Origin of the sequence: Streptomyces sp. NPDC058375, assembly GCF_042723425.1 — a bacterium.
Classification (GTDB): Bacteria; Actinomycetota; Actinomycetes; order Streptomycetales; family Streptomycetaceae; genus Streptomyces; species Streptomyces durocortorensis.
Genome location: NZ_JBHXJG010000043.1, coordinates 1 through 25,730 on the forward strand (window position 1 = coordinate 1; position 25,730 = coordinate 25,730).

General features: G+C 71.3%; 22 protein-coding genes and 2 tRNA genes. 6 read left to right on the top strand and 18 right to left on the bottom strand.

The genetic code is table 11. The features are described 5' to 3' along the window. Positions 1-8: 8 nt before the first annotated feature. The 4 genes from ACFWM7_RS10265 to ACFWM7_RS10280 all read right to left on the bottom strand — a co-directional run bounded on the left by ACFWM7_RS10265 (position 9) and on the right by ACFWM7_RS10280 (position 5,601). Positions 9-82 (bottom strand) — tRNA-Met (locus ACFWM7_RS10265). A gap of 98 nt (positions 83-180) precedes the next feature. Beyond that, on the bottom strand, positions 181-2,280 hold the full coding sequence (locus ACFWM7_RS10270; protein ID WP_383257579.1) for a tetratricopeptide repeat protein: 2,100 nt from the start codon (positions 2,278-2,280) through the stop codon (positions 181-183). A 226-nt stretch (positions 2,281-2,506) separates the two neighbouring features. Then, positions 2,507-2,580: transfer RNA gene (locus ACFWM7_RS10275), tRNA-Met, on the bottom strand. Positions 2,581-2,622: 42 nt separating this feature from the next. After that, on the bottom strand, positions 2,623-5,601 hold the full coding sequence (locus tag ACFWM7_RS10280; RefSeq protein ID WP_383257663.1) for a UPF0182 family protein: 2,979 nt from the start codon (positions 5,599-5,601) through the stop codon (positions 2,623-2,625). Positions 5,602-5,736: 135 nt separating this feature from the next. Between ACFWM7_RS10280 and ACFWM7_RS10285 the strand changes: the two genes are divergently transcribed. Further along, entirely contained in the window at positions 5,737-6,297 is a 561-nt protein-coding gene (locus ACFWM7_RS10285; protein WP_383257582.1) for a PPA1309 family protein, read from the top strand. Between the two features lie 87 nt (positions 6,298-6,384). Here the strand turns inward: ACFWM7_RS10285 and ACFWM7_RS10290 are convergent, their stop codons facing one another. From ACFWM7_RS10290 to ACFWM7_RS10300, 3 genes are all read right to left on the bottom strand, one after another. After that, entirely contained in the window at positions 6,385-7,488 is a 1,104-nt protein-coding gene (locus ACFWM7_RS10290) for a PDZ domain-containing protein (RefSeq protein WP_383257585.1), read from the bottom strand. A 398-nt stretch (positions 7,489-7,886) separates the two neighbouring features. Then, positions 7,887-8,348 carry a molybdenum cofactor biosynthesis protein MoaE gene (locus ACFWM7_RS10295; RefSeq protein ID WP_205086261.1) on the bottom strand — a complete coding sequence of 154 codons (462 nt, stop codon included), beginning with the start codon at positions 8,346-8,348 and terminating at the stop codon, positions 7,887-7,889. Between the two features lie 119 nt (positions 8,349-8,467). Beyond that, the gene (locus tag ACFWM7_RS10300; protein ID WP_098026620.1) at positions 8,468-9,619 is read right to left on the bottom strand and encodes an SDR family oxidoreductase; all 1,152 of its coding nucleotides are present in this window, start codon (positions 9,617-9,619) and stop codon (positions 8,468-8,470) included. Positions 9,620-9,809: 190 nt separating this feature from the next. Between ACFWM7_RS10300 and ACFWM7_RS10305 the strand changes: the two genes are divergently transcribed. Beyond that, a complete protein-coding gene (locus ACFWM7_RS10305) occupies positions 9,810-11,234 on the top strand; it encodes a zinc-dependent metalloprotease (RefSeq protein WP_383257590.1) in 1,425 nt (474 codons plus the stop codon). Next, positions 11,231-11,779: an NUDIX hydrolase gene (locus ACFWM7_RS10310; protein ID WP_383257593.1), complete on the top strand. Its 549-nt coding sequence runs from the start codon at positions 11,231-11,233 to the stop codon at positions 11,777-11,779. The genes ACFWM7_RS10305 and ACFWM7_RS10310 overlap by 4 nt, the downstream gene beginning before the upstream one ends. Before the next feature lie 89 nt (positions 11,780-11,868). Here ACFWM7_RS10310 and ACFWM7_RS10315 read toward each other — a convergent pair whose 3' ends face one another. The 4 genes from ACFWM7_RS10315 to ACFWM7_RS10330 form a co-directional block, all read right to left on the bottom strand. Then, a complete protein-coding gene (locus tag ACFWM7_RS10315; protein ID WP_383257596.1) occupies positions 11,869-12,624 on the bottom strand; it encodes an AIM24 family protein in 756 nt (251 codons plus the stop codon). Between the two features lie 19 nt (positions 12,625-12,643). Further along, positions 12,644-13,324: an AIM24 family protein gene (locus tag ACFWM7_RS10320; RefSeq protein WP_383257599.1), complete on the bottom strand. Its 681-nt coding sequence runs from the start codon at positions 13,322-13,324 to the stop codon at positions 12,644-12,646. A gap of 11 nt (positions 13,325-13,335) precedes the next feature. Next, on the bottom strand, positions 13,336-14,979 hold the full coding sequence (locus tag ACFWM7_RS10325) for a TerD family protein (RefSeq protein ID WP_383257602.1): 1,644 nt from the start codon (positions 14,977-14,979) through the stop codon (positions 13,336-13,338). A gap of 120 nt (positions 14,980-15,099) precedes the next feature. Further along, positions 15,100-15,723: a M48 family metallopeptidase gene (locus ACFWM7_RS10330; protein ID WP_383257605.1), complete on the bottom strand. Its 624-nt coding sequence runs from the start codon at positions 15,721-15,723 to the stop codon at positions 15,100-15,102. Between the two features lie 255 nt (positions 15,724-15,978). Here ACFWM7_RS10330 and ACFWM7_RS10335 point away from each other — a divergent pair, with 255 nt between their 5' ends. After that, positions 15,979-17,202, top strand: coding sequence for a ThiF family adenylyltransferase (locus ACFWM7_RS10335; RefSeq protein ID WP_383257610.1), 1,224 nt, complete (start codon positions 15,979-15,981; stop codon positions 17,200-17,202). Positions 17,203-17,265: 63 nt separating this feature from the next. Further along, on the top strand, positions 17,266-18,726 hold the full coding sequence (locus ACFWM7_RS10340) for an ABC1 kinase family protein (protein WP_383257613.1): 1,461 nt from the start codon (positions 17,266-17,268) through the stop codon (positions 18,724-18,726). Positions 18,727-18,760: 34 nt separating this feature from the next. Here the strand turns inward: ACFWM7_RS10340 and ACFWM7_RS10345 are convergent, their stop codons facing one another. The 5 genes from ACFWM7_RS10345 to ACFWM7_RS10365 form a co-directional block, all read right to left on the bottom strand. Then, a complete protein-coding gene (locus ACFWM7_RS10345) occupies positions 18,761-18,964 on the bottom strand; it encodes a hypothetical protein (RefSeq protein ID WP_383257616.1) in 204 nt (67 codons plus the stop codon). A 113-nt stretch (positions 18,965-19,077) separates the two neighbouring features. Beyond that, a complete protein-coding gene (locus ACFWM7_RS10350; protein WP_383257619.1) occupies positions 19,078-19,437 on the bottom strand; it encodes a hypothetical protein in 360 nt (119 codons plus the stop codon). Then, positions 19,434-19,802, bottom strand: a complete 369-nt coding sequence (locus tag ACFWM7_RS10355; protein ID WP_383257625.1) for a WhiB family transcriptional regulator — start codon at positions 19,800-19,802, stop codon at positions 19,434-19,436. Before ACFWM7_RS10355 ends, ACFWM7_RS10350 begins: the two co-directional genes overlap by 4 nt. 176 nt (positions 19,803-19,978) lie before the next feature. Beyond that, positions 19,979-20,308, bottom strand: a complete 330-nt coding sequence (locus ACFWM7_RS10360) for a hypothetical protein (RefSeq protein WP_383257628.1) — start codon at positions 20,306-20,308, stop codon at positions 19,979-19,981. 176 nt (positions 20,309-20,484) lie between these two features. After that, positions 20,485-22,704, bottom strand: coding sequence for an ATP-dependent DNA helicase UvrD2 (locus ACFWM7_RS10365; RefSeq protein ID WP_383257631.1), 2,220 nt, complete (start codon positions 22,702-22,704; stop codon positions 20,485-20,487). 277 nt (positions 22,705-22,981) lie between these two features. Between ACFWM7_RS10365 and ACFWM7_RS10370 the strand changes: the two genes are divergently transcribed. Next, positions 22,982-23,236, top strand: a complete 255-nt coding sequence (locus ACFWM7_RS10370; protein ID WP_383257633.1) for a glutaredoxin domain-containing protein — start codon at positions 22,982-22,984, stop codon at positions 23,234-23,236. A gap of 82 nt (positions 23,237-23,318) precedes the next feature. Here the strand turns inward: ACFWM7_RS10370 and nudC are convergent, their stop codons facing one another. After that, positions 23,319-24,275: an NAD(+) diphosphatase gene (nudC, locus tag ACFWM7_RS10375; RefSeq protein ID WP_383257637.1), complete on the bottom strand. Its 957-nt coding sequence runs from the start codon at positions 24,273-24,275 to the stop codon at positions 23,319-23,321. 53 nt (positions 24,276-24,328) lie between these two features. Continuing rightward, entirely contained in the window at positions 24,329-25,726 is a 1,398-nt protein-coding gene (locus ACFWM7_RS10380) for a dipeptidase (RefSeq protein ID WP_383257640.1), read from the bottom strand. Positions 25,727-25,730 lie beyond the last annotated feature (4 nt).

Below are 25,730 nucleotides of genomic sequence, written 5' to 3' on the forward strand. Positions count from 1 at the left end.
GTCTTCAGTAGCGGGGACAGGATTTGAACCTGCGACCTCTGGGTTATGAGCCCAGCGAGCTACCGAGCTGCTCCACCCCGCGTCGGTGAATGCAACATTACGTCAGCGGGTCGGGCGGCGCAAATTCATTCACCCCGGCCCCCGGAGGCCAGGGCTCCGGCCCCTGAAGGCCGGACATCCCTAGGCGGTCAGCTCTTGGTGCAGCGCCTCGCGCAGCCGCGCCGCTCGCTCGGCCACCTCGGCCGGGCCCAGCTCGACCGCCCGGGCGCACCAGCGCTGCCCCTCGGTGAGCTCGCCCCGGCGCGCGGCGAGGAGCGCCAGGCGCAGGGCGGCGCGGCCGTGTCCGGCGCCGGCGGCACGGGTCCACCACAGGGCGGCCTCGCGCTCGCTGCCTTCGCGGGCCAGCAGCAGCCCGAGGTTGAAGGCCCCGTTGCGGCTGCCCGCCTCGGCGGCCTCCCGGTACCAGTGGGCGGCGCTCTCCACGTCCCCGCGGGCGGCGGCGAGCATGCCGACCCGGACCTGGGCGCGGCGGTGGCCCTGCTGGGCGGCCCGCTCGTACCACTCCTCGCACTCGGTCTTCTCCGGCATCGGCTCGCCCAGCGCGGGCGGCCCCGGTGGCGGCTGGCGCGCGTCCAGCACCCCGGCCAGCCGGAACGCGGCCTCGGCGCTGCCGCCGCCCGCGGCGCAGCGCAGGTGCCGCTCGGCCTCCCGGTCGTCGCCGTCGCGCAGCAGGGCCATGGCGACCTGGAGCGCCGCCTCGGTGTGCCCGGCCGCCGCGGCGCGCTGGTACCAGCCCAGCGCCGTACGGTCCTCGTCGCGCCCGGCGTGCAGGATGCCGAGGTTGAAGGCCGCGTCGACGCTGCCCGCCTCGGCCGCCTTGGAGAACCAGGGCTCGGCCCCGGTGTGGTCCCCGGCCTGGAGTAGGAGCACCGCGAGCGCGTTGGCGGCCTCGCGGTGTCCGGCGTACGCGGCGCGGCGGTACCACTGCTCGGCCTGCGGGGTGCGGTCCTGGGCGGCGCAGAGCAGCCCGAGGTTGTACGCCCCGTTGACGTCACCGGCATCCATGGCGGCGCGGTACCAGCGCTCGGCGGTCTGCTGCTCGCCGCGTGCGGCGTGCAGCGCGCCGAGCGCGTTGGCGGCGTTGCCGTCGCCGTCCTGGGCGGCGCGCAGCCACCACACGGCGGCGCTCTCCTCGTCGCCCGCGTCGCGCAGCAGGAAGCCGAGCGCGCAGGCGGCGCGCGGCTCGCCGTCCTTGGCGGAGGTGAGGTACCAGCGTCCGGCCTCCTTGAGCTCGCCGCGCTGCTCCAGGATCGCGCCGAGGTGCAGGGCGGCGCGTCGGTGGCCCCGGGCGGCGGCCTGGCGGTACCACTGCTCGGCCTCGCCGACCCGGCCGGCGGCGGGCCCCGCCACGGGGCTGTCGCCTTCGGCCGCACCCTTGTCGGCCGCGCCCTTGCCTCCTGCGGGGCCCGCCGACCGTACGTCTCTCGCGGACGTGGGCGCAGGCGTGGAGCCGGGGAGGCCGAGGCCCGTTCCGGTTCCGCCGGAAGCGGCGCCCCGGCCCAGGCCGAAGGCGTCGTGCGGGTCTTCGACGGCCTTCCGCTCCAGGGCGCGGGCCAGCCGGTAGGCGGCCTCGCGGTGACCCTGCTCGGCGGCGGCGCGCAGCCAGCGCTCGGCGCCGACGTCGCTGCGGTGCTCCAAGAGGTCGGCCAGCGCGTACGCGCCCAGCGCGTGCCCCTGCTCGGCGGACTGGCGCAGCCAGTATTCCGCGCCGGGCTCGTCGCCGCGCTCGCGGAAGTGGCGGCCCAGCGCGTGGGCGGCGGCGGCGGAGCCCGCCACGGCGGCGATGCGCCACCAGCCGGCGGCCTCGTCCGGGTAGCCGCGCCGGTGCAGCAGGACGCCCAGGTTGTTCGCGGCGGCCCGGTCCCCGTCGGCGGTGGCGGCACGCAGATACCGTTCGGCGCCGTCCAGCTCCCCCCGGCGCAGCAGCAGCGCGCCCAGGACGCTCATGGACGCGGTGTCCCCCGCGTCGGCGGCGCGCCGGTGGCGCGCCTCGCTCTCCGCGCTGTCCGCGGCGTCGACCGCGTCCGTGGTGTCCTCGACGGACTCGGACGGGGTCGCGGCAGGGCTCACGTCGACGGCACCGGTCCGCTGGACCGGTGCGCCCGCTTCGGCGATGGCAGCGGCGAAAGCCGCGTCTACCGCGCTTTCCGCATCTTGGCCGCGCTGCTGCACAAACCGCCCTGTCTCCAACAGAGTTGCCCTGTCCCCCATAAATACCATCGTCGCACCACCTGTAACCCGCGTACACCTGGTATATCGCGGTCAGTGAGGTCACTACAGCGTTTTGTCGACATGCCCACAGGGAGACAAGTCAAACACGCCTGGAGGCAACTGCTGCCCAGCGAACCGCACTTCACGCCCCCAGCCCGGGACCGACACGGCCCGCACGCACACGGACACGACGAAGGCCCGGATCCCAAGGGAATCCGGGCCTTCGTCTTTTCAGTAGCGGGGACAGGATTTGAACCTGCGACCTCTGGGTTATGAGCCCAGCGAGCTACCGAGCTGCTCCACCCCGCGTCGTTGTGTTCAAACCGTACCACGACGCGGGGTGGACCTTACTCAGCTGCCCTGGTCGGAGGCCTGCTCAGCCGAACCGTCCGGCTTCGCATCACCGTCCGGCTTGGCATCGCCCGCCGGCTTCTCGGCGTCGCCGTCGGCCTTGTCCCCCTCGCTGCCCGGCTTGGGCTGCGCGGCGGCGGCTCGCTCCAGGGCGTCCTGAAGAGCCTCCTGGGCCTTGCCGTAAGCCGGCCAGTCCTGCTCCTGGAGCGCCTTCTCACCGTCGGAGTACGCCTTCTGGGCGTCCGCGATTGCCCTCTTGAGCGCGGCGTCACCGGTGGCCGGGGGCTCATCGGTCTCGCCCGGCGGGTCATCGGTGTCCGGCGGTGTCGTGGACCCGTCGTCCTCGACCCCGAAGACCGCGTTGAGCGCCTCACCGAGGCTGTTCTCGAAGACGATCTTCGAACCGTACGAGGCGGCCACCTTGCGCAGCAGCGGGTAGTTCTGGTTGCCACCGCGCGTGTAAACCGGCTCGATGTACAGGAAGCCGCCCTCCAGCGGGACCGTCAGGAGGTTTCCGTACTCGATGTCCGAGTCGGTGCCCTTGAGGTTCCTCACGAACTCGGCGACGTCGTCGTTGCCGTTGAGCTCGCTCTGTACCTGGCCCGGGCCCTTCACCGTGGACGTGACCCGCAGCAGCCGCATGGTGCCGTAGTCCTTGCTGGCCGCGTCCGCGTTCACCGCCATGAAGGCCCCCAGGTTGGGGCGCCCTCTCGGGGTGAACGTGGTGGTCAGCGAGAACTGCTGCTCGTTCTGGCCCGGCATCTTCATGCTCAGGTAGTACGGCGGAACGGAGCCCGGCTCCTTGTTGGTCGGGTCGTCCGGCACCTGCCACGCGTCGGAGCCGCTGTAGAACTGCGCGGGGTCCTCGACGTGGTAGCGGGTGAGCAGCTCGCGCTGGACCTTGAAGAGGTCCTGCGGATACCGCAGGTGGTCCATCAGGTCCTTCGGAATGTCACCGCGGGGCTCGACCGTGCCCGGGAACGCCTTCTTCCAGGTCTTGAGGACGGGGTCCTCGGTGTCCCACTCGTAGAGCTTGACCTTGCCGTCGTACGCGTCGACGGTGGCCTTCACCGAGTTGCGGATGTAGTTGACCTGGTTCTGCTGGGCGACGACCGCGCGCTGGTTGGTGGTCAGCGAGTCGGCCGTGGTGTCGCCGAGCGTCGTCCGGGACGCGTACGGGTAGCCGTTGGTCGTGGTGTACGCGTCGACGATCCACTTGATCCGGCCGTCGACAACCGCCGGGTAGGCGTCGCCGTCGATGGTCAGCCAGGGGGCGACCGCCTCGACGCGCTCCTTGGGCGTGCGGTTGTACAGGATCCGCGAGCCGTCGCCGATGGCTCCCGAGTACATGATCTGCGGCTCGCTGAAGGCGACCGCGTACGCGGCACGGTTGAAGGAGTTGGAGAGGCTGACCCCGCTGTCGCCCTTGTAGCTGGTGGTCTTCTCGCCGTCCTCCTCGTAGTCGAGCTCCTTCTGGGGCCCGCCGACGATGGAGTACTGCTCGGTCTTCTCGCCGTAGTAGATCCGCTGCTCGTACTTGCCGAACTCACCGGTGGAGGGCAGACCCGACTCGGTGAAGTCCGGAGACCCCGCCGGGTTGGTGCCGGTGGTCGTGCCGCGGGCCGCGATGGCGCCGTAGCCGTGGGTGTACGTGAAGTGGTCGTTGATCCAGTTCCGCTTGGGCAGGCCCTGGATGTTCAGCTCACGCAGACCGATGACGGTGTCCTGCTCCTTGCCGTCCTCGTCCTTGTAGCGGTCGACGTCCAGCGTCTGGGGGAACTGGTAGTAGTTCCTCCGCTGCTGGAGCTGCTGGAAGGCCGGGGAGACGACGTTGGGGTCCATCACGCGGTAGCTGGCGGCGGTGTTGGCCGCGGCCCGCAGCTTGGTGTCGTCCTCCGTGGTCGCCTGACCGTCGTAGTCGTCCACCTTGGCGTCATCGATGTCGTACGCGTCGCGTGTGGCATTGATGTTCTTCTGGATGAACGGCGCTTCCTTGGCCTGCTCGTTCGGCTGGACCTGGAACTTCTGCACGATCGCCGGGTAGAGCCCGCCGATCAGGATCGCCGAGAGCACCATCAGGCCGAAGCCGATGACCGGGAGCTGCCAGGTGCGCCGCCAGAGCGTCGCGAAGAACAGCACCGCGCAGATCGCGGCGATGCAGAACAGGATGGTCTTCGCCGGGAGATAGGCGTTGGCGTCGACGTACCGCAGGCCCGTCCAGTTGTCGGTGGCCTTGAAGTCACTGGACTTCACGGCCAGCCCGTACCGGTCGAGCCAGTACGCCACGGCCTTCAGGGAGACGAAGATGCCGAGCAGCACCGAGAGGTGGCCGGTGGCCGCCCCGGTGGCGCGGGCGCCGGGGCTGGTGATGCGCAGCCCGCCGTACAGATAGTGGGTCAGCGCGGCGGCGATCAGCGAGAGCACGGTCGCCGCGAAGCCGAAGCCCAGCAGGAAGCGGTAGAACGGCAGGTCGAAGGCGAAGAAGGCGACGTCCAGCCCGAACTGGGGGTCCTTCTGGTCGAACGGCACGCCGTTGACGTACAGCAGCCACGTGCGCCACTGGCCGGAAGCGGAAGCTCCGGCGATCAGTCCGACGAGCGCCGTGACGGCGAGCAGCACCCACTTCTTGTAGGGGGCGATGCTCATGCGGTAGCGGTCCAGGCTCTGCTGCTCCAGTGACATCGCGCTCAGCGGCGGCCGGAGCCGGTGCGCGAGCCAGATGTTCACACCGATGGCGAGCGCCATCAGCAGTCCGAAGACGAGGAACAGCCCGATCTTGGTCCACAGGGTGGTGGTGAAGACGGATGAATACGCGACCGACCTGTACCAGAGCCAGTCCGTCCAGAACCCGGCGAACATGACGAAGGCCATGGCGAGAACCGCCAGGACACCCAAAGTCATGAGCAGGGTACGGGCGCGCCGGGACGGGCGGCCGACTCTGATCCGTGGCCCGGTCGGGCCTCCGCCGCGGTCCGGCATCTGGAAAGCCAACGTGCGCACCTCGAAGTTCGCGGTCGTGTGAACAGGCCCAGCGATCCTAGAGCCCACCTATGCAACTTACTGAGGCTTTACCTAGTTCCCGTTCCCGGGGCGGAAGGAGGCAGGATATTGCCCATGCCCAACGTTTCCCCCGCAGGACCCCCGATGGCCGCGAGTCCGCTGACCGTCGCCGTCCTCGAAATCGACGCCTATGCCTCCAACCTCGGCTGGGACCAGCCCGCCCGGCTGTTCGCCCTGGTCGACACCGCCCGGCTGCGGGTCCAGGAGCCCGGCCTCGCCGCCCAGCTGGGCCTGGAGGACCCCAACTCCTCGGTCGCCGCGCTCACCCCGATCGAGCAGGACGAGCTGCCGCCCGGCACCGCGCTCGACGACTTCCTCGGCACGATCGCCTGGCCCGACGCCGTGGTCGGCTGCGCCATGACGGTGGAGCGGCTGATGCTGCCGCCGTCCGCCGAGGCCTCCGTGCCGGAAGGGCTCAGCGACAAGAAGCTGACCCAGTGGGTGGCCAAGCACCCGGACCGGCAGGAGGTGCGGATGACCGTGGCCGTCCTGCGGGACGGGGCGCGCGAGTCCGCCGTACGGCTGCGCGAGAAGGACTCCCCCACCGAGGTGCTCACCGGGGCCGGTCTGGTGCCCGGCCTCGCCGAGGCGCTCGCGGCGACGTTCGAGTCCTGACCCGGCCGCTGCCCGGGGCCGTCGTACGGTTCCCGGGCGGCGCGGCCGTCAGCCCGGACCCGTACGCCGGGCTCGGCCGCGCGGCCGTCAGCCGGTCGAGCAGCTCGGCAGGCCGGCGGTCTTCCCCGCCTTGATCTGCTCCAGCGACTTCGTGGCGTCCGCGATGGTCTTGACCCGTACGAGGGTGAGCCCGTCCGGGGTGTCGGCGGCGGCCGAGGCGCAGTTGTCGTCGGGCGTGAGGAAGTAGCGGGCGCCGGCGTCGCGGGCGCCGACCAGCTTCATGTTGATGCCGCCGATCGGGCCGACCGTGCCCGCGTCGTCGATGGTGCCGGTGCCCGCGACGAACTTGCCGCCGGTCAGGTCGCCCGGGGTGAGCTTGTCGATGATGCCGAGGGAGAACATCAGGCCGGCGCTCGGCCCGCCGACGTCCGCGAGCTTGACGTCGATCTCGAACGGGAACGTGTGGTCCGTGCCGGCCTTGATGCCGACGATCGCCCGGTCCTTGCCGCCCTCCTCGGCGGCGGGGGCCTTCGCGGTCGTGATGGTGATCTTCTCGTCGCCCTCGGGGGCGCGGCCGGCCTTCTCCGCCGCGGCGGCCTCGTCGGCCGGGACGATCGTGAAGGTGACGTCCTCGCCCGGCTTGTGCTCGGTGACGAGCTTCGCCACGTCGCCGGGCTCCTTGACCGCCGTGCCGTCGACGGCCTTGATCACGTCGCCCGCGTGCAGCTTGTCCTCGGAAGGGCTGTCCTTGACCACCGTGGAGACCACGACCTGTGTGGAGACCGGGATGTCCAGTTCCTTGAGGGCGGCCACCTTGGCGCTCTCCTGGGACTGGCTGAACTCCTCGGCGTTCTCCTGGGTGGACTGCTCCTCCGTCTTGCCGTCCGGGTAGAGCGTGTCGTGCGGCACCACGACACTGTCGTGGGCCAGCCAGCCGTAGACGGCCTCGACGATGTTCATCCGGTAGTCCGCACCGGTGACGCGTACCGTCGTCATGTTGAGATGACCGGATGCCGGGTACGTCTTGCGACCGGAGATCTGCAGGACGGGCTCGCCACGCGCGTCGCCCAGGGTGTTCACCGTCGGCCCGGGGGACATCTCCGAATACGGCACTTTGATCAGCACGCCTGCGCAGAGCAGCGCGATGAGGACGAGAGTGGAGGCGAGCATCGTCGCGGTGCGGCGTGGCATGGAACGACAGTACGGGAAGGGCCTGTCAGTGCACCGCCGGGGCCGGTCCGTACGGGGCGACCGGAACGCGGCGGAAGGCGGTCACGCGGCGTGCGTCGGTCTCAGAGAGCCTCGGAACCGGAGTGCGATTTCTCCATCGCGTCACGGAACCTTGCGTAGCCGGCGAGTTCGGTGACATCGCCGGTCGTGCGATTGCGGGCAGCCCAACTCGCCCATATCGCACCACCGACAGCAGCGAAAAGTGGAATCAACAGCCAAGCGAGTGCCGCCATCACGACCTCCCTACCCCATGAGCGACCGGATGCCCGATCAGCAGATTAACGATCCGGAAGACCAACGCTCATGGCGGGGGGGCGGTTACGCAAATCGGGGCTGATGCGCCCCGGTACGGTTTGCGCTCAGCAGGCTCCGACCCACTCCTCCGTACCGTCCGAGAAGCGCTGGTGCTTCCAGATCGGAACCTCGTGCTTCAGGTCGTCGATGAGCTTGCGGCAGGCCTCGAAGGCCTCGGCGCGATGCGGGCAGGCGACCGCGACGACCACGGCCAGGTCGCCCACCTCCAGTTCACCCACTCGGTGGACGGCCGCCAGTGCACGGACCGGGAAGTCGGCGACGACCTTCTCCGCCACCCGGCGCATCTCGTCCTCGGCCGAGGGGTGACAGGAATAGCCGAGCGCGCCGACGTCCTGGCCCGCGTCGTGGTTGCGCACGGTGCCGACGAAGAGCGCGATGCCGCCCGCCGCGTCGTCGCCGACGGCGCGGAAGACCTCGTCGACGGAGAGCGGGGCGTCCCGGATCGCCAGCAGCCGGATGGGGTCGGCCGCCGCGTGCTCGCCGGGGTGGTCATGGGTGGGTGCCATGCTCCCATCGTGCCGTACGGCTCCGACATCCCGGAATTGCCTGTTCTACCGGCGGCCGGCCGGCCGGTTTGGAGCCTCCTACAGGGGCCGCGCCACGGGGCCCCGGGTGCGGTGGGCGGTCAGATGCGGCGGCGGGCCTTGCGGGCGCGGCGGACCACGGCGGCGGCGCCGAGCAGGGCGACCGTGGCTCCGGCGGCTCCGGCGGCGGTGGCGTCCTTGCGGCCGAGGCGGCGTCCGGCGAGCGTGTGGCGGCCCTCGACCTCTTCGAGGAGGGCGCCGAGCACTTCCTCGTTCGTCCACTTCGGCCGCCATCCCACGTCGTGCAGCCGGCTCACGCTGACCACCCAGGGGTGCATCGTGTACGCCAGGTCGCCCGCCGGGGACGGGGTGAGGCCGATGCGGTGCAGTCGGGCGGCGGCCCCGAGCGCGACGGCGGAGGGCAGCTCCATCCGGCGTACGCCACTGAGCTCCTCGACCTCCTCCTGCTCCAGCCAGCCGTCGCAGCCGACCGCGAACTCGCCGTCGATCTTCTCCAGCGCGGCGTACTCCAGCGCCGTCACCAGGTCCTCCACATGGCAGAACTGCCAGGTGGGGCGCGATCCGGCGACGACCAGGAGGCGCGGGGACTCGAAGTAGCGGGTCAGCGCGGTGTCGGTGCCGCCGACCAGGACGGTGGGGCGTACGACGGTGACATTGAGCCCGGGGTGGGCGCGGGGCGCGCGGCGGCCCAGCCGCTCGATCTCCAGCAGGTCGCCGACGCCGGTGGCCTCGGCGGTGGCGCGCAGCTCGGCGTCCTCGGAGAGCGGCACGTCGTTGTCGGCGAGCGCCCCGTAGACCATCGCCGAGGTGCACAGCACGACCCGGTGGACCCCGACGGCGGCCGCGGCGGTGAGCACGGTCTGGGTGCCGCGTACGTTGTACGCGGTGCGGGCGGCGGGGTCGGTCTCCAGGTCGAGATCGAGCGCCAGGTGAACGACGACGTCCGCGCCGCGCAGCTTCTCGGCGATCGCCGGATCCCGTACGTCCAGGATGTGCCAGGTCGCCTCGGAGACCTCTCCGCGGCGCTCGTCGATCGCGATGACCTGCTTGATCGCGTCGGATGCGGCAAGGTGGGCGGTCAGCAGTTCGCCGATGCCGGTGGCGGCGCCGGTGACCGCGACGACGGGGCCCCGGTTCCTGGGGGCCCTGGGGCGTTTCTCTTCAGGCGCGTTCTCGGGCGAGGGGTCGGTCAGGTTTCGCGCTGCGCGAACCTGCGGATCTGGGGAACTCACCGGGCGTCTCCAGCGGTTGTCTTCAGTACGTACCCGAATGACGCGTACGTACCAGGTGGCGTCCATCCTGCCGCAGGCCGGGAGTCGGCGGAGCACTGAGGCCCGAAGCGGGCGTGGTGTCTACGCTGGATGGTGATGTCGGGCAGTCGCCGTCGGTTCGAGCCGACGGCCCTACGAGCCGAGGAAACCCGTGAGTGACACCCCATTCGGATTCGGCCTTCCGCCGGAGGAGCCGGAGAACGGCGACGAGGGCAAGAAGAAGGACCCCACCGAAGGTGGGCAGGGCGCGGGCGGGCCGGGAAACCCGTTCGGCTTCGGGCCGGGGGCGGGCGGGGACAACCCGTTCGCCGCAATGTTCGGCTCGATGAATCCGAACGATCTCGGTGCCGCCTTCCAGCAGCTCGGCCAGATGCTGAGCTACGAGGGCGGTCCCGTGAACTGGGACATGGCCAAGCAGATCGCGCGCCAGACGGTCTCGCAGGGCGCCCCGGACGGCTCCAAGGACGCCAGTGTCGGCCCGTCCGAGCGGACGGCGGTCGACGAGGCGCTGCGGCTGGCGGACCTCTGGCTGGACGGCGTGACGTCGATGCCGTCCGGTTCGGTCTCCACCGTGGCGTGGAGCCGCGCGGAGTGGGTCGAGGCCTCGCTGCCGGCCTGGCAGCAGCTGGTCGACCCGGTGGCCGAGCGGGTGGGCCTGGCGATGGGCGATGTGCTGCCCGAGGAGATGCAGGCCATGGCGGGCCCGCTGATCGGCATGATGCGCTCCATGGGCGGCGCCATGTTCGGCCAGCAGATCGGGCAGGCCGTGGGCACGCTGGCCGGTGAGGTGGTGGGTTCCACCGACATCGGGCTGCCGCTCGGTCCTGCGGGCAAGGCCGCGCTGCTCCCGTTGAACGTGGAGAAGTTCGGCAAGGACCTCAGCGTCCCGCAGGACGAGGTGCGGCTGTATCTGGCCCTGCGCGAGGCCGCTCACCAGCGGCTCTTCGCCCATGTGCCGTGGCTGCGGTCGCATCTGTTCGGCGCCGTCGAGGCGTACGCGCGCGGCATCAAGGTCGACACCAGCAAGCTGGAGGACGTCGTCGGCCAGTTCGACCCCTCGCAGCCGGAGCAGTTGCAGGACGCCCTTCAGCAGGGCATGTTCCAGCCGGAGGACACGCCCGAGCAGAAGGCCTCCCTGGCCCGTCTGGAGACGGCTCTCGCGCTGGTGGAGGGGTGGGTGGACGCGGTGGTCCACGAGGCCGCGAAGTCCCGGCTGACCTCGTCCGACGCGCTGCGCGAGACGATGCGCAGGCGGCGTGCCTCCGGTGGACCGGCCGAGCAGACGTTCGCCACGCTCATCGGTCTCCAGCTGCGCCCGCGCCGGCTGCGGGACGCCTCGCGCCTGTGGGCCTCGCTCACGGACGCCCGGGGTCTTGAGGGCCGGGACGCCCTCTGGGCCCACCCGGACATGCTGCCGACCGCCCATGACCTGGACGACCCGGACGGCTTCGTCCACCACGAGCAGGCCGACTTCTCCGAGCTGGACAAGATGCTCGGCGAGGCGGCGCAGGGCCCGCAGAAGCCTTCCGAGGACGATGAGGGCAAGGAAGACGGCAAGGGCGGCCCCGGCCAGTGAGCCTCCACGACGACGCCGTTCTCGTACTGAAGGAGTACGCCCCCGAGGGCCCCGAGGACACGCAGGGTGAACAGGCGGAGCTGCGTCAGGCCTACCTGGACCATCTGGCACGTCACGACGACGGCATGTGGAAGGCGTGCGGGGCCGGGCATGTGACGGCCAGCGCCCTGGTGATCGATCCGGAGCGCGGGAAGGTGCTGCTGACCCTGCACCGCAAGCTCCGGATGTGGCTCCAGATGGGCGGCCACTGCGAGGAGCAGGACGCCACCCTGGAGGCAGCGGCGCTCCGTGAGGCGACGGAGGAGTCCGGCATCACGGGGCTCACCCTGCTGCCCGGCGGACCGGTCCGGCTGGACCGGCACCCGATCCCGTCCCCCTGCAACTGGCACCTCGACGTGCAGTACGCCGCGCTGGCCCCGGCCGGAGCGGCGGAGCGGATCAGCGAGGAGTCCTTGGAGCTGCGCTGGTTCGGCTACGAGGACGTGCCGGGGGTGGCCGACGCCTCGGTCGTACGGCTGCTGGAGGCGACGCGGTCCCGGCTGTAGCGGCGGGGTCTGAACGGATGTGCGTAAGGGGCGGCCTCCATAGAGGCCGCCCCTTACCGCTGTCCACCGCTGTGTTCCACGGGTGCCGGTCAGTTCCAGGCGTTGTTCTGGTTCTGGCCGTGGGAGCCCTGCTGGCCCATGCCGAACTGGGCACGGGCGCCCTGGCCGATCTGGGCGTTCTGCGGAGGCATGACCTCGCTCGGCTGGACCAGGGCGAAGCCCTGGCCCAGGAAGCTCAGCTCCCAGCCCTCGCCGGTGTTGCCGCGGCGCCGGAAGACACCGGAGGAGTGCGTCTGGGCCTGCATCTGCACGCGCAGGGAGCTGGACCAGGCGACGATCGCGTCCGCGTCGACGTTGACGTACTTCTCGGGCGTGACCTGCATCATCAGCGGCTGGCCCGAGGTCATGAGGGCGACCTTGCCCGAGCCGGAGATGTTGAGCTGGTACTTGCCGCTGCCGGAGATCCCGTACTGGCTGTCCACCGCGATGACCTCGGTGTGCAGCGAGGAGTCGAGCGCGAGGACGTAGGAGCTGTCCACGGTCATCCCCTCGCGGTCGACGTCCACGACGTGGATGTACTGCGCGAGGTTGGCGAGGTAGACGGTGCCCTGGCCGGACACGCGCATCAGGTCGAGGCCCTCGCCGGTGCGCGCGCGGGCGTTGCGCTGGCTCCGGGACTGGTATTCGCCGTCGAAGTCCATCAGGCCCTGATAGGCGACCATCGCGCCCTTGCGGGCGAGGACGTCGTCGTGGCCGGTCAGCGAGACCCGCAGGAGCTGCGGGTTCTGGATCGCGTACCGGTCCTGGGTCTGCTGCTCGGTGTAGCTGAAAAGCGGACTCTGCATGATGTGTTCTCCCTCCCCGTCAGTTCCGGATCCGCAGGCGGTCCGTGCTGTCCTCGCTCGGCTGGACGACGACGATGCCCTGGCCGGAGAAGGCCATCTGGTACGCCTCGCCGCTGCCCCGTCCGATCAGCGAGCCGGCCTTGAAGCTGCGCTTGCCTTTCACCTTGAGGTTCGGGGACCAGGCGACGAGCGCGTCCGGGTCGACGTACGTCTCGTCCTCGCCGCGTCCGCAGTCGACGACGATCGGGGTGCCCCGGGAGGTGATGGCGACCCACCCGGTGCCCTGGACGACGACGTTCCACAGGCCCTGTCCGGCGAACTTGGCGAGCCCCTTGACCTTCTCGACTCCCCAGGTGAGGTGGGCGTCGAAGGCGAGGAGGTTGGTGCCGTTGACGGAGAGGGAGTCGTTGTTGAGGTTGATGACGACCACGTCGGCGCCGTAGTCGGCGAGGTAGAGCAGCCCGTCGCCGGAGCACTTCATGACGGGTGCACCCTCGCCGGTGATCCACTGGGAGGCGATCTGCCGGACGGCCGGCGGGTTGGGCTCGTACTGGATGAAGCCCTCGTACGCCACCATCGAGCCGGTGCGCGCGTAGAGGTCCTGCCCGGAGGCCATGGCGACCTTGAGCATGGCCTTGCCGTGGTTCTCCATCCGGGCCGTGACGGGGGTCGGGGCGAAGCCCGCGAGTTGCTGGTTCATGACGGGCTCCCTCAGACCTCGTAGGGCTGGACGACGATGAAGTTGCCGGGGGCGCCCCGGAACTGGAGGTTCACGGTCTCCCCGCTGTGCCCGGGGTACGCGTTGCGGCGCAGCCGGACCTGGCTGGAGACGATCACCTGGGAGGCGGCCGACCAGGCGACCACCGCGTTGCAGTCGGCGAAGGTGGTGGGCGTGACCGGCAGGACGACCGGGGTGCCGTGGGTCTTCACGATCACGGTGCCGGTGCCCTGGAACAGCATCGTGAACAGGGCGCCGCCCGGGATGCCGTGCCCCTCGACCCTGCGGACCTCGTACTGGAGGGACTCGTCGAAGGCGAGGACGCTCTCGGCGGAGACGCAGATACCGTCGCCCTGCAGTTCGATCGGGTGGAGGTGCGAGCCTTCCTCGGCGAGGAAGACCTGCCCGCGGCCCGTACAGCGCATCAGCTGCATCTCCTGGCCGGTGGCATTGCCCACGGCGCGGCCGACGAACCCGGCACTCTTGTAGCCGAAGTCCACCTTGCCCTGATACATCACCATGCTGCCCTGGCGGGCGAGGACTCCGGATCCGCCCATGGTCAGGTCGACCCGCATGAGCTGCTGGTTCTGCGGGGTCCAGCGCTGCCCCGTCGCGGTCTCCTTGTACGGCTGCAGGGCCGCCTGAAGACCCGCGCCCGCGGCCGGGACGCCCTGGGGCACCCCCTGCGGGACGCCCGGTGCCATACCGCCGGGGGGCTGCTGACCGTACAGTGCCGGTGCGGGCTGACCGTAGGGAGCGGGGGCCTGCTGGCCGAAGGGTGCGGCGGGCGGGGCGCCCTGGCCGGGGACCTGGCCGAACTGCGGCTGCTGCGGCTGGCCGTACGGGGACGGGGCCTGGGGCGCCTGCGGAGCCACGGGGGCCTGCGGAGCCTGAGGGACCGGCGGGGCCGCGATCGTCGGCGCAGCGTGCATCGGCTGCTGGGGCGCGGGCGGCGGCGTCGGCGCTGACGGGGCGCCGAAGGACGGTGCGGGCTGCGGGGCGTGGGGAGCGGACGGGGCCGGTGCGCCGAAGGCCGGGGGCGCGGTGGCCTGGGCCGGCGGGGCGAAGCCGGGGGCGGCGGCCGGTGCGGCGGCGGGCGGGGCCTCCTCCTCGGCGACCTCGCCGCCGAAGTTCTTCAGGAGCGCGTCGAGACCGCCGTCGAAGCCCTGGCCGACGGCGGCGAAACGCCAGACGTCCTTCAGGTAGAAGTCGCCGAGCATCACCGCGCGCTCGGTGGTGAACTCCGAACCGGTAAAGGCGTACCGCACCACTTCCTCGCCGCCCGCGACGATGCGGATGTACCCCGGACCGATCTGGGACATCTGCCCGGCGCCGTCGAGCGTCGCGGTGAAGGAGAGCTTCTGGATGGCCGCCGGAATGCGGTCGAGCGTGACGCGGAAGGACTCGGTGTCACCGGACTGCGCGCCGAGAAGCTGGATGGACTCCTCGGGCGATTTCGGCTGGTTGAAGAAGATGAAGTACCGGTCGTCGGAGAGCTGCTCGTTGGCGTCGAGCCCGAAGCAGCTGATATCGAAAGTCAGCCCCGGGGCCGCGATCTGCACACCTACGTACAGATCCGTCCCTGCCGTGAGATCACTGATCTTGGCCTTGTGGCCGCGTTGGAATTCCCTGGCCATGCGTAACGACCGTCCCCCATCCCGAAGGTAAATGCGTCGCGTCAGGCTAACCGCAAACGACGACATCGGACCAAGCCGGTACACACCCGGTACAGAATCGGCGAACGCCGAGGATCCCGGTCACTCCTCGCGGGCGGCGGGCAGATGAGGAAGCTGCTCGGCCGCCACCACGCCCTCCAGATACCCGCGGGCGCGCTCGGTGCGCGGATACGCCTCCAGCAGCCGCCAGAACCCCGGACCGTGCCCGGGAACGAGCAGATGCGCCAGCTCGTGGAGGAGCACGTAGTCGACGACGTACTCCGGCATGCCCTGCAGCCGGTGCGAGAGCCTGATGCTGCCCTCGGCGGGGGTGCACGAGCCCCAGCGGGTGTTCTGGTTGGTCACCCAGCGCACCGAAGCGGGCCTGGCGCGACCGTCGAAATACTGGGCGGACAGCCGGGCGGCACGCTCCGCCAGCTCGGTGTCGCCCAGGTGGCGCTTGCTCTCCTGGGCGGCGAGCTTGTCCAGCATCACGCCCACCCAGCGCCGCTCCTCCGCCTCCGACATCCGGGCGGGGATGAGCACGATCGTGCGGTCGCCCTCGCGGTAGGCGGAGACCGACTTCCTGCGCCGGGTGCTCCTGCGGACCTCGACCGCGCTCGTCGCCGAAGCGCGGGCCGGATGGGCTGCCGCGCTGCGCTGATGGCTTCCGGCGGTGGGCGCGGGGGTCTCCCCGGCGAAGCCGGACGACGGGTCGGCGGGCACGCCTCGACGTTACCCGCTGTTCGTGGGGGAAGTCCCGCCCCGGGACGGTTCGGCCGCTACCGGAACGGTTCGGCGGCGACGGGAGCGGTACGGCGACGATCCGCGGGTTGCACGATTAACAGCCCGCACCTGTGGACAACTTTGCGCGCGGTTCGGAGCGGGCCCGCATTCTGGCGGTGGCTCTGCGGAAGGATCCGCGGATCATCCGGTCTGCGGGCGCACTCGTGCCCGTGACACCGCTCGGGGGGAGAAGTCATGTATCCGATGCTGAAGCCCGCACTGCGTCGCGCCTGGCGTGGACGGAACACCGTGCAGTTCGGTGTGACACCCGCACATGCCGTGACGCTCGGACCGGTGGACATCGCCACGGGAAGCTTCCTGGAACTGCTCGACGGGACGCGTGGTCTGCCGCTGCTGCACGAGGAGGCACGCGCCCTGGGCCTGTCGGAACATCATGTGGATGTGCTGCTGCGGCGGTTGACGGAGGCCGGACTGCTCGACGATCCCAGGTCGGCGGTGCCGGAATCGGATGTGCTGCGCGGGCAAGCCGAAGTGATGGACCGCCAGCGCCCCGATGTGGCCTCGCTGTCGGTCGTCCGACCCGAGCCGGGCGGTGGGCTGCGCCGGATGGCGGCCCGGCGGGCGATGCGGGTGCAGGTGCGGGGTGCGGGGCGGGTCGGGGCCTCCATCGCCTCGGTGCTGTCCGGTGCGGGGGTGGGGCAGGTGGAGGTGCTCGACGGCGGCCGGACCGAGCCCTGGGACGTGGCGCCCGGGGGCCTTCCCCGGGAGTCCGTGGGGGAACGGCGCGATGTGGCGGCCCGCCGCCTCGTCCGCCGCTCCGCACCCGGGCCCGCTCCCCGGCGGGCGAGGACGGACGGGGCGGGGTCCGACCCGACGGAAGCCGGCTTGGCGGGTGTCGGCATGCCGGGAGCCGGTCTGTCGGGTGCCGCCCTCGCGAGGAGCGCCGGACAGCCGCCCGGCCTTTCTCTGATCATCGTCGCGCCCCGGGACGGCCTCGCGGTGTACGCACCCGTCGCGGACACGGCCGGTCCCTGGATCGCGTCGGGGACCCCTCATCTCTATGCGGGGGTGATCGAGGCCACCGGGGTGGTCGGGCCGCTCGTACTGCCCGGGGGCACCGGCTGCGCTGGGTGTCTGGAGCTGCACCGTGCGGACCGGGATCCGCAGTGGCCCCGGATGCTGGCGCAGTGGCGTTCGGGGCGGCGGGGAGGGGTGCCCGCCTGCGATCTGGGGCTCGCGACGGCGGTCGCCGGTCTCGCCGCGGCGCATGCCCTGGCGTTTCTGGACGGCGACCTCCCCGCCTGTACCGGGGCTCGCTGGGAAGCCGCTCTGCCGCTGCTGGACTGGCGTTCCGAGCAGATCGGCCCGCACGCGGACTGCTCGTGCGGTGCGGCCGGGGGCCTCGGAAGGGAACGGGCCTCCGGTGCCGTTCCGGCGCAGGACACAATGGCGGGGTGACCGCCGTCGCCGGAGCACCGCCGGAGACCGAGCGGCACGGCAGTCTGGGAACTGGAGGGGCACATGTCTGATCTTCCCCGGAAGGCGGTTACGCGTACGGCCAAGCTGGCCGCGCTTCCGCTCGGCTTCGCCGGCCGTGCCACTTGGGGTCTGGGCAAGCGGATCGGCGGGAAGTCGGCCGAGCTGGTCGCCCGTGAGGTGCAGCAGCGCACGGCGGACCAGTTGTTCAAGACCCTGGGTGAGCTGAAGGGCGGGGCCATGAAGCTGGGCCAGGCCCTCTCCGTCTTCGAGTCGGCTCTCCCCGAGGAGATCGCGGGCCCCTACCGGGTCGCGCTGACCAAGCTCCAGGAGGCCGCGCCGCCGCTGCCCGCACGGACGGTTCACGAGGTGCTCGCGACACGGATCGGGGAGGACTGGCGGGAGTATTTCCTGGAGTTCGAGGACACCCCGGCGGCTGCCGCCTCGATCGGACAGGTGCACCGGGCGGTGTGGCACGACGGCCGCGAGGTAGCCGTGAAGGTGCAGTATCCCGGCGCGGGCGAGGCGTTGCTCTCCGACCTCGGGCAACTCAGCCGGTTCGCCCGGCTGCTCGGTCCGCTGGTCCCGGGGATGGACATCAAACCGCTGATCAAGGAACTGCGCGACCGGGTGTCGGAGGAGCTGGACTACGAGCTGGAGGCCCAGGCGCAGCGGGAGCACGCGGCGGAGTTCGCGGACGACCCGGATGTGGTGATCCCCCAGGTGGTGCACCAGTCCGACCAGGTGCTGGTGACGGAGTGGATGGACGGGATCCCGCTGTCCGAGGTCATCGTGGAGGGTACGGCGGACCAGCGGGACCGTGCGGGGCAGTTGCTGGCCCGCTTCCTCTTCTCCGGCCCGGCCCGGACCGGCCTGCTGCACGCCGACCCGCATCCGGGCAACTTCCGGCTGCTGCCCCCGGTGGCGGAGGCCCCGGAGGGCCCGGAGGACGCGCAGGAGGAAGGCGGCCCGGTGGGCCCGGTCGGTTCATGGCGGCTGGGGGTGCTGGACTTCGGCACGGTCGATCGGCTTCCGGGCGGGCTGCCGCGGACCATCGGCGACTCGTTGCGACTGACGCTGGAGGGCGATGCGGCGGGGGTGTACGGGCTGCTGCGCGAGGAGAACTTCGTGAAGGAGTCGATCGACCTGGACCCGGACGAGGTCCTCGACTATCTGCTCCCGATCATCGAGCCCACGCAGGTGGAGGAGTTCACCTTCACCCGCGGCTGGATCCGTGACCAGGCGGCCCGGATAGCGGACCCGCGCTCCCCCGCCCATCAGCTCGGCAGGCAGCTGAACCTCCCACCGTCCTACGTCCTGATACACCGGGTGACGCTCAGCACGATCGGGGTGCTGTGCCAGCTCGGCGCGACGGTCCGGCTGCGCGACGAGCTCGAAGCGTGGCTGCCGGGGTTCCTCGCCGAGGAACCGGAGGCGGAGAGCGCCGAGGGAACGGAGTACGCCGAGGAGGAGGGTGAGCCGGAGGACGGGACCGTCCAGGCTTGAGGGCCTGCCCGGGCGGGCCCGGGCCGGTGGGCGGTCACCACCAGAGGGAGTCGAGGCGGCTCTCGATCGCGCGGATGTGGAGGCGGGCGCAGCTCTCGCAGAAGTGGAGACGCCGCCCGCCCTCCACGGCGCTGAGCCAGGTCACGGGGACGGTGTCGCCTTCGACCTCGGTGCCGCACCGGGCGCACACCGTGCTTCCTTCGGCGGGCTGTTCGGGGGGATGGGTCTCCTCGTCCACCTCCTGACGATATCCCCGCGACCGGGTCGCCGAGGGCACAACGCACCGCGGGGCCGCCCGTGTCCGGACGGCCCCGCGGTGGGGTGATGGCTGCGCAGGTCAGTGCCTGAGCATCAGTGCATGACCGCCATGGCCAGCGCGCGGCGGGCGCGCCGCGAGGCGCGCTCCGCCCGGCGCTGCATCCGGCGGGCGGCGATCAGGCGGGCCGACTGGCGGCCCTCCTGGGCCTCCCGCAGGCGGTCGTGCATATGCGCACGTGCCAGGGCTTCTGGGATGAGTTGCATTTCGCGGGTCCTGTTCTGACGCGAGTCGTTCGCGCCGATGATGGTGACGTCGGGGGTGGCGGAGCCGACGGGCTCCTTCGTGGGGGTGATCATTGGTGCCTGATTCCGGGGGTCATGTGTGCAGGGGCGGTCGATCGTTCCGAGGCGCAGACTGTGTGTGGGTGCGGGGGCCCCACAGGTCGCGGTCACGCTGCGACCGGGTTCTTGCGCGGACGGCCACGCGGACGCTTGCGGGCCACGACGACACCCTGGACGAAGAGCTCGCCGCCCCAGACACCCCACGGCTCGCGGCGGTCCTTCGCGCCGGCGAGGCAGGCCTCGACGAGCGGGCAGGTGCGGCAGAGGGACTTGGCGTACTCGACGTCGGCGGGCGACTCCGCGAAGAAGACCTCCGGGTCGTACGAGCGGCAGGGGACGGGCACGCCGAGGTTCTCGATGGCGTCGTCGAGCGCGGTGAGCGTGGTGAGCGGGGTCAAGGTGGAGTCCTCCGTGGAGCCGGGCGGCGAGTTCGGGGTGGAAAGCGGTACTGACGGGGCGTGCGTTTCGGTGTGCACGGTGGGTGGTGTCCTCGTCTGGTCGTGCCGGCCTGTTGGCCGGTTTGCGGCTGCTGGTACCAGGTCCTGCTTGTCCCGAGGCTCCTTCGTTCCGTCTCGTCCGTTCGGACAAAACAAAAGGGCCGCGGATCCCGAGTGGGGTTCCGCGGCCCTGAAGGCGCCGGCCTGATGCTGGATCAGGCTGGATCGCTCCAGGGTTCAGGCCCACGGAAGGCCCACATCGTGTGGTGCTGCTGCGTCTGCTTCTCGACTCCGGCACCGGCTGCCGCAAAGGCATAGGCCTGAGCCTGTGCTGCCTTCGCTACTGCTGCCGCCGGTGCCTCGATCGGTCGCTCATTGCGCTCCCGCATCACGGGGAGGCTCGCCAGGGACAGCGGACGGACGGCGGAGATGCCGGACAGACCGGTGGCGTGAAGCGAGGCAGCCGAGGAGCGGGTGAGGCCGAGCGAGCAGGCGGAGACGACCGAGAGATCGGTCATTTTCTGGGTTCCGATGATGCTGATCACTTCAATCGCCTCCTCTCGGCGTCTCATGGGACCGGCCGGGGCCGGTCCTGCGTATTCGGATAAGTACAGCTAAGTACAGCACGGAGCCAGGGCTTCAGAGAAGTCGCTGTTCCCGTGGTTAAGAACCTATGGTGACGACTGGTGCGGGCGCAAACTATTTTCTGGACGAGTTTTCCTCAGGTCTCGTCGTCGCCCTCCTCGGGCTCGCCATCAAGCGCCTCACCTGCACAGATGGCCAGAACATCGGCACCGAAGCGGCCCAACTTCCGGTTGCCGACGCCGGCGATGACGACCAGCTCGCCCTCGGTGGACGGCACGGCCTCGGCGATCGCCATGAGGGTCTTCTCGGTGAACACGCAGAAGTCCGGCTGACCCAGCAGGGCCGCCTGGCCGGCGCGCCAGTCGTACAGCCGCTCGTAGAGCGCCTCGTCCATGTCCGACGGGCACTCCTCGCAGCGCATCAGCTTCATCTCGCCCGCGTCGGTGAGCGTCCGTCCGCAGACCCGGCACCGCACCGGGCTCCGGGGCTTGCGCTCGACGGCCGGGGTCCGCTCGGCGGCCGCGGCCCGGCCGGTGCCCCGGTCGATCCCGCCGCCCCCGCCGACGCCACCCCGCGCGCCGGAGCCCGTCGAGCCCGGTCGCAGCCCGTTCAGAAAGCGGGTCGGTCGTCGGCTCGCCCGCCCCCCCGGCGACCGGGACAGCGCCCAGGAGAGCGAGAGGTGGACGCGGGCGCGGGTGATCCCCACGTACATCAGGCGTCGCTCCTCCTCGACCTGCTCGTCGGTCTTGGCGTAGGCGATCGGCATCATGCCCTCGGTCAGGCCGACCAGGAACACGGCGTCCCACTCCAGGCCCTTCGCCGAGTGGAGGGAGGCCAGCGTGACGCCCTGGACCGTGGGGGCGTGCTGGGCGGCCGCCCGCTCGTCCAGCTCGCGGACCAGGTCGGTCAGGGTCGCCCCCGGCTTCGCCGTCTCGAAGTCCTCCGCCAGGCGGACCAGCGCGGCCAGCGACTCCCAGCGGTCGCGCACGGACCCCGAGCCGGCGGGCGGGCGGGTGGTCCAGCCTTTGGTGGAGAGCACCGCCCGCACCTGGGAGGCCAGGTCCTCCGCCCCGTCGAGCAGGGAGTCGTTGCCCCCGGCGCGGGCCGCGCCGCGCAGGGCAGTGCCCGCCTCGCGGACCTCGGCCCGTTCGAAGAACCGCTCGGCGCCGCGCAGCTGGTAGGGCACCCCGGCGTCCGCGAGGGCCTGCTCGTAGACCTCGGACTGGGAGTTGACCCGGTAGAGCACGGCGATCTCGCCGGCCGGGACGCCCGCGGCGATGAGGTCGCGGATGCGGCGGGCGGTGGACTCGGCCTCGGTGGGCTCGTCCCCGTACTCCGCGTATACCGGCTCGGGGCCCTTGTCACGCTGCGAGACCAGTTCCAGGCGGTGGTCGGCGGCCTTGCCCCGGGCCTGGCTCAGCAGTCCGTTGGCGAGGTGGACGACCTGGGGAGTGGAGCGGTAGTCGCGGACCAGCTTGACGACGGTGGCCCCGGGGTGGCGGGTGCGGAAGTTCAGCAGGTGGTCGGGGGTGGCTCCGGTGAAGGAGTAGATCGTCTGACTGGCGTCGCCGACGACGCAGAGGTTTTCCCGGTCGCCGACCCAGAGGTCGAGCAGCCGCTGCTGGAGCGGGCTCACGTCCTGGTACTCGTCGACGACGAAGTGCTGGTACTGGCCGCGCACGTGGTCGGCGATGTCTCCCCGGTCCTGGAGGATGCCGACGGTGAGCAGCAGCACGTCCTCGAAGTCGATCACGGAGCGGTCGCGCTTGAGCTGCTCGTACGTGGAGTAGATCTGGGAGAGCTCCGCCGGGTCGCGGGGGGCGTCGCGGCGGGTCTTGGCTACCGCCGCCGGATAGTCGGCGGGGACGGTCTGGGTGACCTTGGCCCACTCGATCTCGCTGGTGACGTCCCGCAGCTCGTTGCGGTCGAGCCTGAGCTGGCAGCGGGCGGCCGCCTCGGACACCAGCTGCACCTTCCGCTCCAGCAGCCGGGGCAGCTCGCCACCGACTGCTTTCGGCCAGAAATACTGGAGCTGCCGGAGCGCGGCGGAGTGGAAGGTCCGGGCCTGGACGCCGGTCGCGCCGAGCTGCCTCAGGCGGCCCCGCATCTCTCCGGCGGCCCGGTTGGTGAAGGTGACGGCGAGCACGGTGGCCGGCTGGAGGATGCCCGCCCGCACCCCGTACGCGATGCGGTGGGTGATCGCGCGGGTCTTGCCCGTACCCGCTCCGGCCAGCACGCACACCGGTCCGTGCAGGGCGAGCGCCACCTCGCGCTGCTCGGGGTCGAGCCCGTCGAGCACGGCGTCCGGGGTCTCGGGAACCTGCGGGAAGAGAGTGGAGTGCGTTGCTGCTGTCACCCCGCCATGCTGCCAGGTCGCGGGGGGCGGATGCGGCGGTTGTCCACAGGGGTGAGGTATTCGTCGTACCGGGGCGGGCCGCGCGGGGCCGGTGCCGGTACGGGCCCCGGAACGGACCGGGCCGGGACCGGCCTCGGGCCCGTACCGGTGCCGCGGGAATGGTGGCCGCCTCCCGTACGTTCCTTAACCTTGCGGGAGCGCTGCGGTGAGCGGCCGGACCGCATGTGACGCTGCCGGCCGCGCAGCGGTACGGACGAGACGAAGGAGCGCCAGCGACATGGCGGGCACTGTGACGATGTACAGCACCACCTGGTGCGGCTACTGCCGTCGGCTGAAGAGCCAGATGGACCGCGAGGGCATCGCGTACAACGAGGTCAACATCGAGCACGACCCGGAGTCGGCCGCGTTCGTCGAGAAGGCGAATGGCGGAAACCAGACGGTCCCCACCCTGCTGATCGTGGCCCCCTCCGGCAAGGAGTCGGTCATGACGAACCCTTCGCTCGCCCAGGTGAAGCAGGCGCTCGCCGCCTGATCCGGCGGAGAGGCGACTGCCTGTCGCGCGTACCCCTGCCCCCGGCACCGCCGGGGGCAGTCGTGTGTCCGGGGTGCGGACCTCAGACGGTCCGCTTCGCGGCACCGGGCCTCGGGAGCGGCTTGCCGTACCAGAGTTCGATCAGGCGGGCCGCGATGGAGATGCCGAACGGGGGCATGATCTCGCCGGACTCGAAGGCTGCGGTGAGGTCCTCGCGGGAGAACCAGCGGGCCTCCTCGATCTCCTCGCCGTCGACGGTGATGTCGAAGGTGGTCGCCCGTGCCATGAAGCCGAGCATCAGGCTGGACGGGAAGGGCCACGGCTGGCTGGCGATGTACTCGACCTCGCCGACCGTGATCCCGGCCTCTTCGTAGACCTCGCGGGCCACGGACTGCTCGATCGACTCCCCCGGCTCGACGAATCCGGCGAGCGTGGAGAAGCGGCCCTCCGGCCAGTGCACCTGGCGGCCCAGCAGGGCCCGGTCCTGGTCGTCGGTGACGAGCATGATGACCGCCGGGTCGGTGCGCGGGTAGTGCTCGGCCCCGCAGGCCTGGCAACGGCGGATGTGGCCGGCCGCCGCGATGACGGTGCGCTCACCGCAGCGGGAGCAGAAGCGGTGGAGGCGCTGCCAGTTCTCCAGGGCGACCGCGTGGACCATGAGCCCCGCGTCGCGGGGGCCGAGGAGAAGCCCCGCCTCACGGAGTCCGGCCGGGCGGGCCGACTGGTCCATGCGGCCGGGCAGCGAGTCCTTCTGGAGCGCGAAGTAGCTGACGCCCGTCTCGTCGGTACCGAGGAAGTACCGGTGGGTCTCGGTGACCGGGGCCTCGAAGGCCGGGGTCATGACGATCTCGGTGCCCCCGTCGGGGGTGTCGTCGATCAGCACCTGGCCGCCGGAGACGACGAAGACGCGGGTCGTCGGGTGGCTCCACGCCACGGCCAGCCACGCCTCGTCGAGACGGTGGTGGGCCGCGCGGTCGATGCCGCTCGGCGCGGTGAGGCCGATCGGACGGTCTGCGGTGGCGTTGTCGAAGGTGCTCACAGGTGCTTCCTACTCCCCCTGGGTGGATCGGGTGTACGGAGGTGGGGCGAAGTTCATCGGGCGAGCGCCGTGGCCAGTTCGCTCCACAGGTACGCGGTCGTCTCCACGCCCTTCAGCAGCAGGTCCAGCTCGACCTTCTCGTCGGGGGCGTGCCAGCCGTCGGAGGGGACGGAGATGCCGAGGAAGAGGACGGGGGCGCCGAGCACGTCCCTGAGGTCGGCGGCGGGGCCCGAGCCTCCCTCGCGGGTGAAGAGGATCTTGCTTCCGAAGGCCCGGCCCATCGCGCGGGCCACGGCCTGGAGGGCGGGGTGGCCCAGCGGGGTCAGGCAGGGGCGGGTGGCGGGCTGGAAGGCGATCCGGTGCCGGATGCCCGCCGGGATGCGGGAGGCGGCCCACGTGCGGACCATCTGCTGTACGCGGTCGGGGTCCTGGCCGTCGACCAGCCGGAAGCTGATCTTCACCAGGGCGGAGGAGGGGATGATCGTCTTGCTGCCCGCGCCCTGGTAGCCGCCGCCGATGCCGTTGACCTCGGCGGTGGGGCGGGCCCAGACGCGCTCCAGCGTGGAGTACCCGGCCTCGCCGGAGGCCGCCTGCGACTTCGCGGTGCGCAGCCAGGTGGACTCGTCGAAGGGCAGCTCGGCGAAGAGGGCCCGCTCGGTGTCGGTGAGGTCGGTGACCCCGTCGTAGAAGCCGGGGATCGCGACGTGGCCGTCCTCGTCGTGGAGGGCGGCGACCAGCCGGGCGATCTCGGTGGCCGGATTGGGGACGCCTCCGCCGAACGATCCGGAGTGGATGTCCTGCGCGGGCCCGAACAGCTCGATCTCGCACTCGGCGAGGCCCCGCATGCCGGTGCAGACGGTCGGGGTGTCCTCGTCCCACATGCCGGTGTCCGAGACGATCACCGCGTCTGCGGCGAGCCGGCCCGCCTGCTGTTCGGCCAGGGCGCGGAAGTTCGGCGAGCCGGACTCCTCCTCGCCCTCGATCAGCAGCTTCAGGTTCACGGCGGGGGTCGTGCGGCCGGTCCCGGCGAGGTGGGCGCGGACGCCCAGGGTGTGGAAGAACACCTGGCCCTTGTCGTCGGCCGCGCCGCGCCCGTACATCCGGCCGTCCCGGATCACCGGCTCGAACGGGTCGGTCGCCCAGCCGTCCTCGCGTGCGGCGGGCTGCACGTCGTGGTGGCCGTAGACCAGGACGGTCGGGGCGCCGGGGTCCTCGCTGGGCCACTCGGCGAAGACCGCCGGGGCGCCGGGGGTCTCCCAGATCTCGGCGACCGGGAAGCCGGTCTCCCTGAGCTTGGCGCTCAGCCACTCGGCGCTGCGCCGTACGTCCCCGTCGTGCTCCGGCTGCGCGGATACGGAGGGGATGCGCAGCCACTCGGCGAGGTCGTCGAGGAAGGCGGCGCGGTGCTGCTCGGTGTACGTACGGACGGCGCTGTCCGGGGTCTCGCTCATGCTC

Bases quoted from the DNA above. Each gene is read 5' to 3' on its own strand.
- ACFWM7_RS10295 (WP_205086261.1), bottom strand. From the start codon at position 8,348: ATGGCACCCACCCATGACCACCCCGGCGAGCACGCGGCGGCCGACCCC.
- ACFWM7_RS10320 (WP_383257599.1), bottom strand. From the start codon at position 13,324: ATGAACCAGCAACTCGCGGGCTTCGCCCCGACCCCCGTCACGGCCCGG.
- ACFWM7_RS10270 (WP_383257579.1), bottom strand. From the start codon at position 2,280: ATGGTATTTATGGGGGACAGGGCAACTCTGTTGGAGACAGGGCGGTTT.
- ACFWM7_RS10280 (WP_383257663.1), bottom strand. From the start codon at position 5,601: ATGCCGGACCGCGGCGGAGGCCCGACCGGGCCACGGATCAGAGTCGGC.
- ACFWM7_RS10285 (WP_383257582.1), top strand. From the start codon at position 5,737: ATGCCCAACGTTTCCCCCGCAGGACCCCCGATGGCCGCGAGTCCGCTG.
- ACFWM7_RS10340 (WP_383257613.1), top strand. From the start codon at position 17,266: ATGTCTGATCTTCCCCGGAAGGCGGTTACGCGTACGGCCAAGCTGGCC.
- ACFWM7_RS10315 (WP_383257596.1), bottom strand. From the start codon at position 12,624: ATGCAGAGTCCGCTTTTCAGCTACACCGAGCAGCAGACCCAGGACCGG.
- ACFWM7_RS10370 (WP_383257633.1), top strand. From the start codon at position 22,982: ATGGCGGGCACTGTGACGATGTACAGCACCACCTGGTGCGGCTACTGC.
- ACFWM7_RS10380 (WP_383257640.1), bottom strand. From the start codon at position 25,726: ATGAGCGAGACCCCGGACAGCGCCGTCCGTACGTACACCGAGCAGCAC.
- ACFWM7_RS10335 (WP_383257610.1), top strand. From the start codon at position 15,979: ATGTATCCGATGCTGAAGCCCGCACTGCGTCGCGCCTGGCGTGGACGG.
- ACFWM7_RS10290 (WP_383257585.1), bottom strand. From the start codon at position 7,488: ATGCCACGCCGCACCGCGACGATGCTCGCCTCCACTCTCGTCCTCATC.
- ACFWM7_RS10325 (WP_383257602.1), bottom strand. From the start codon at position 14,979: ATGGCCAGGGAATTCCAACGCGGCCACAAGGCCAAGATCAGTGATCTC.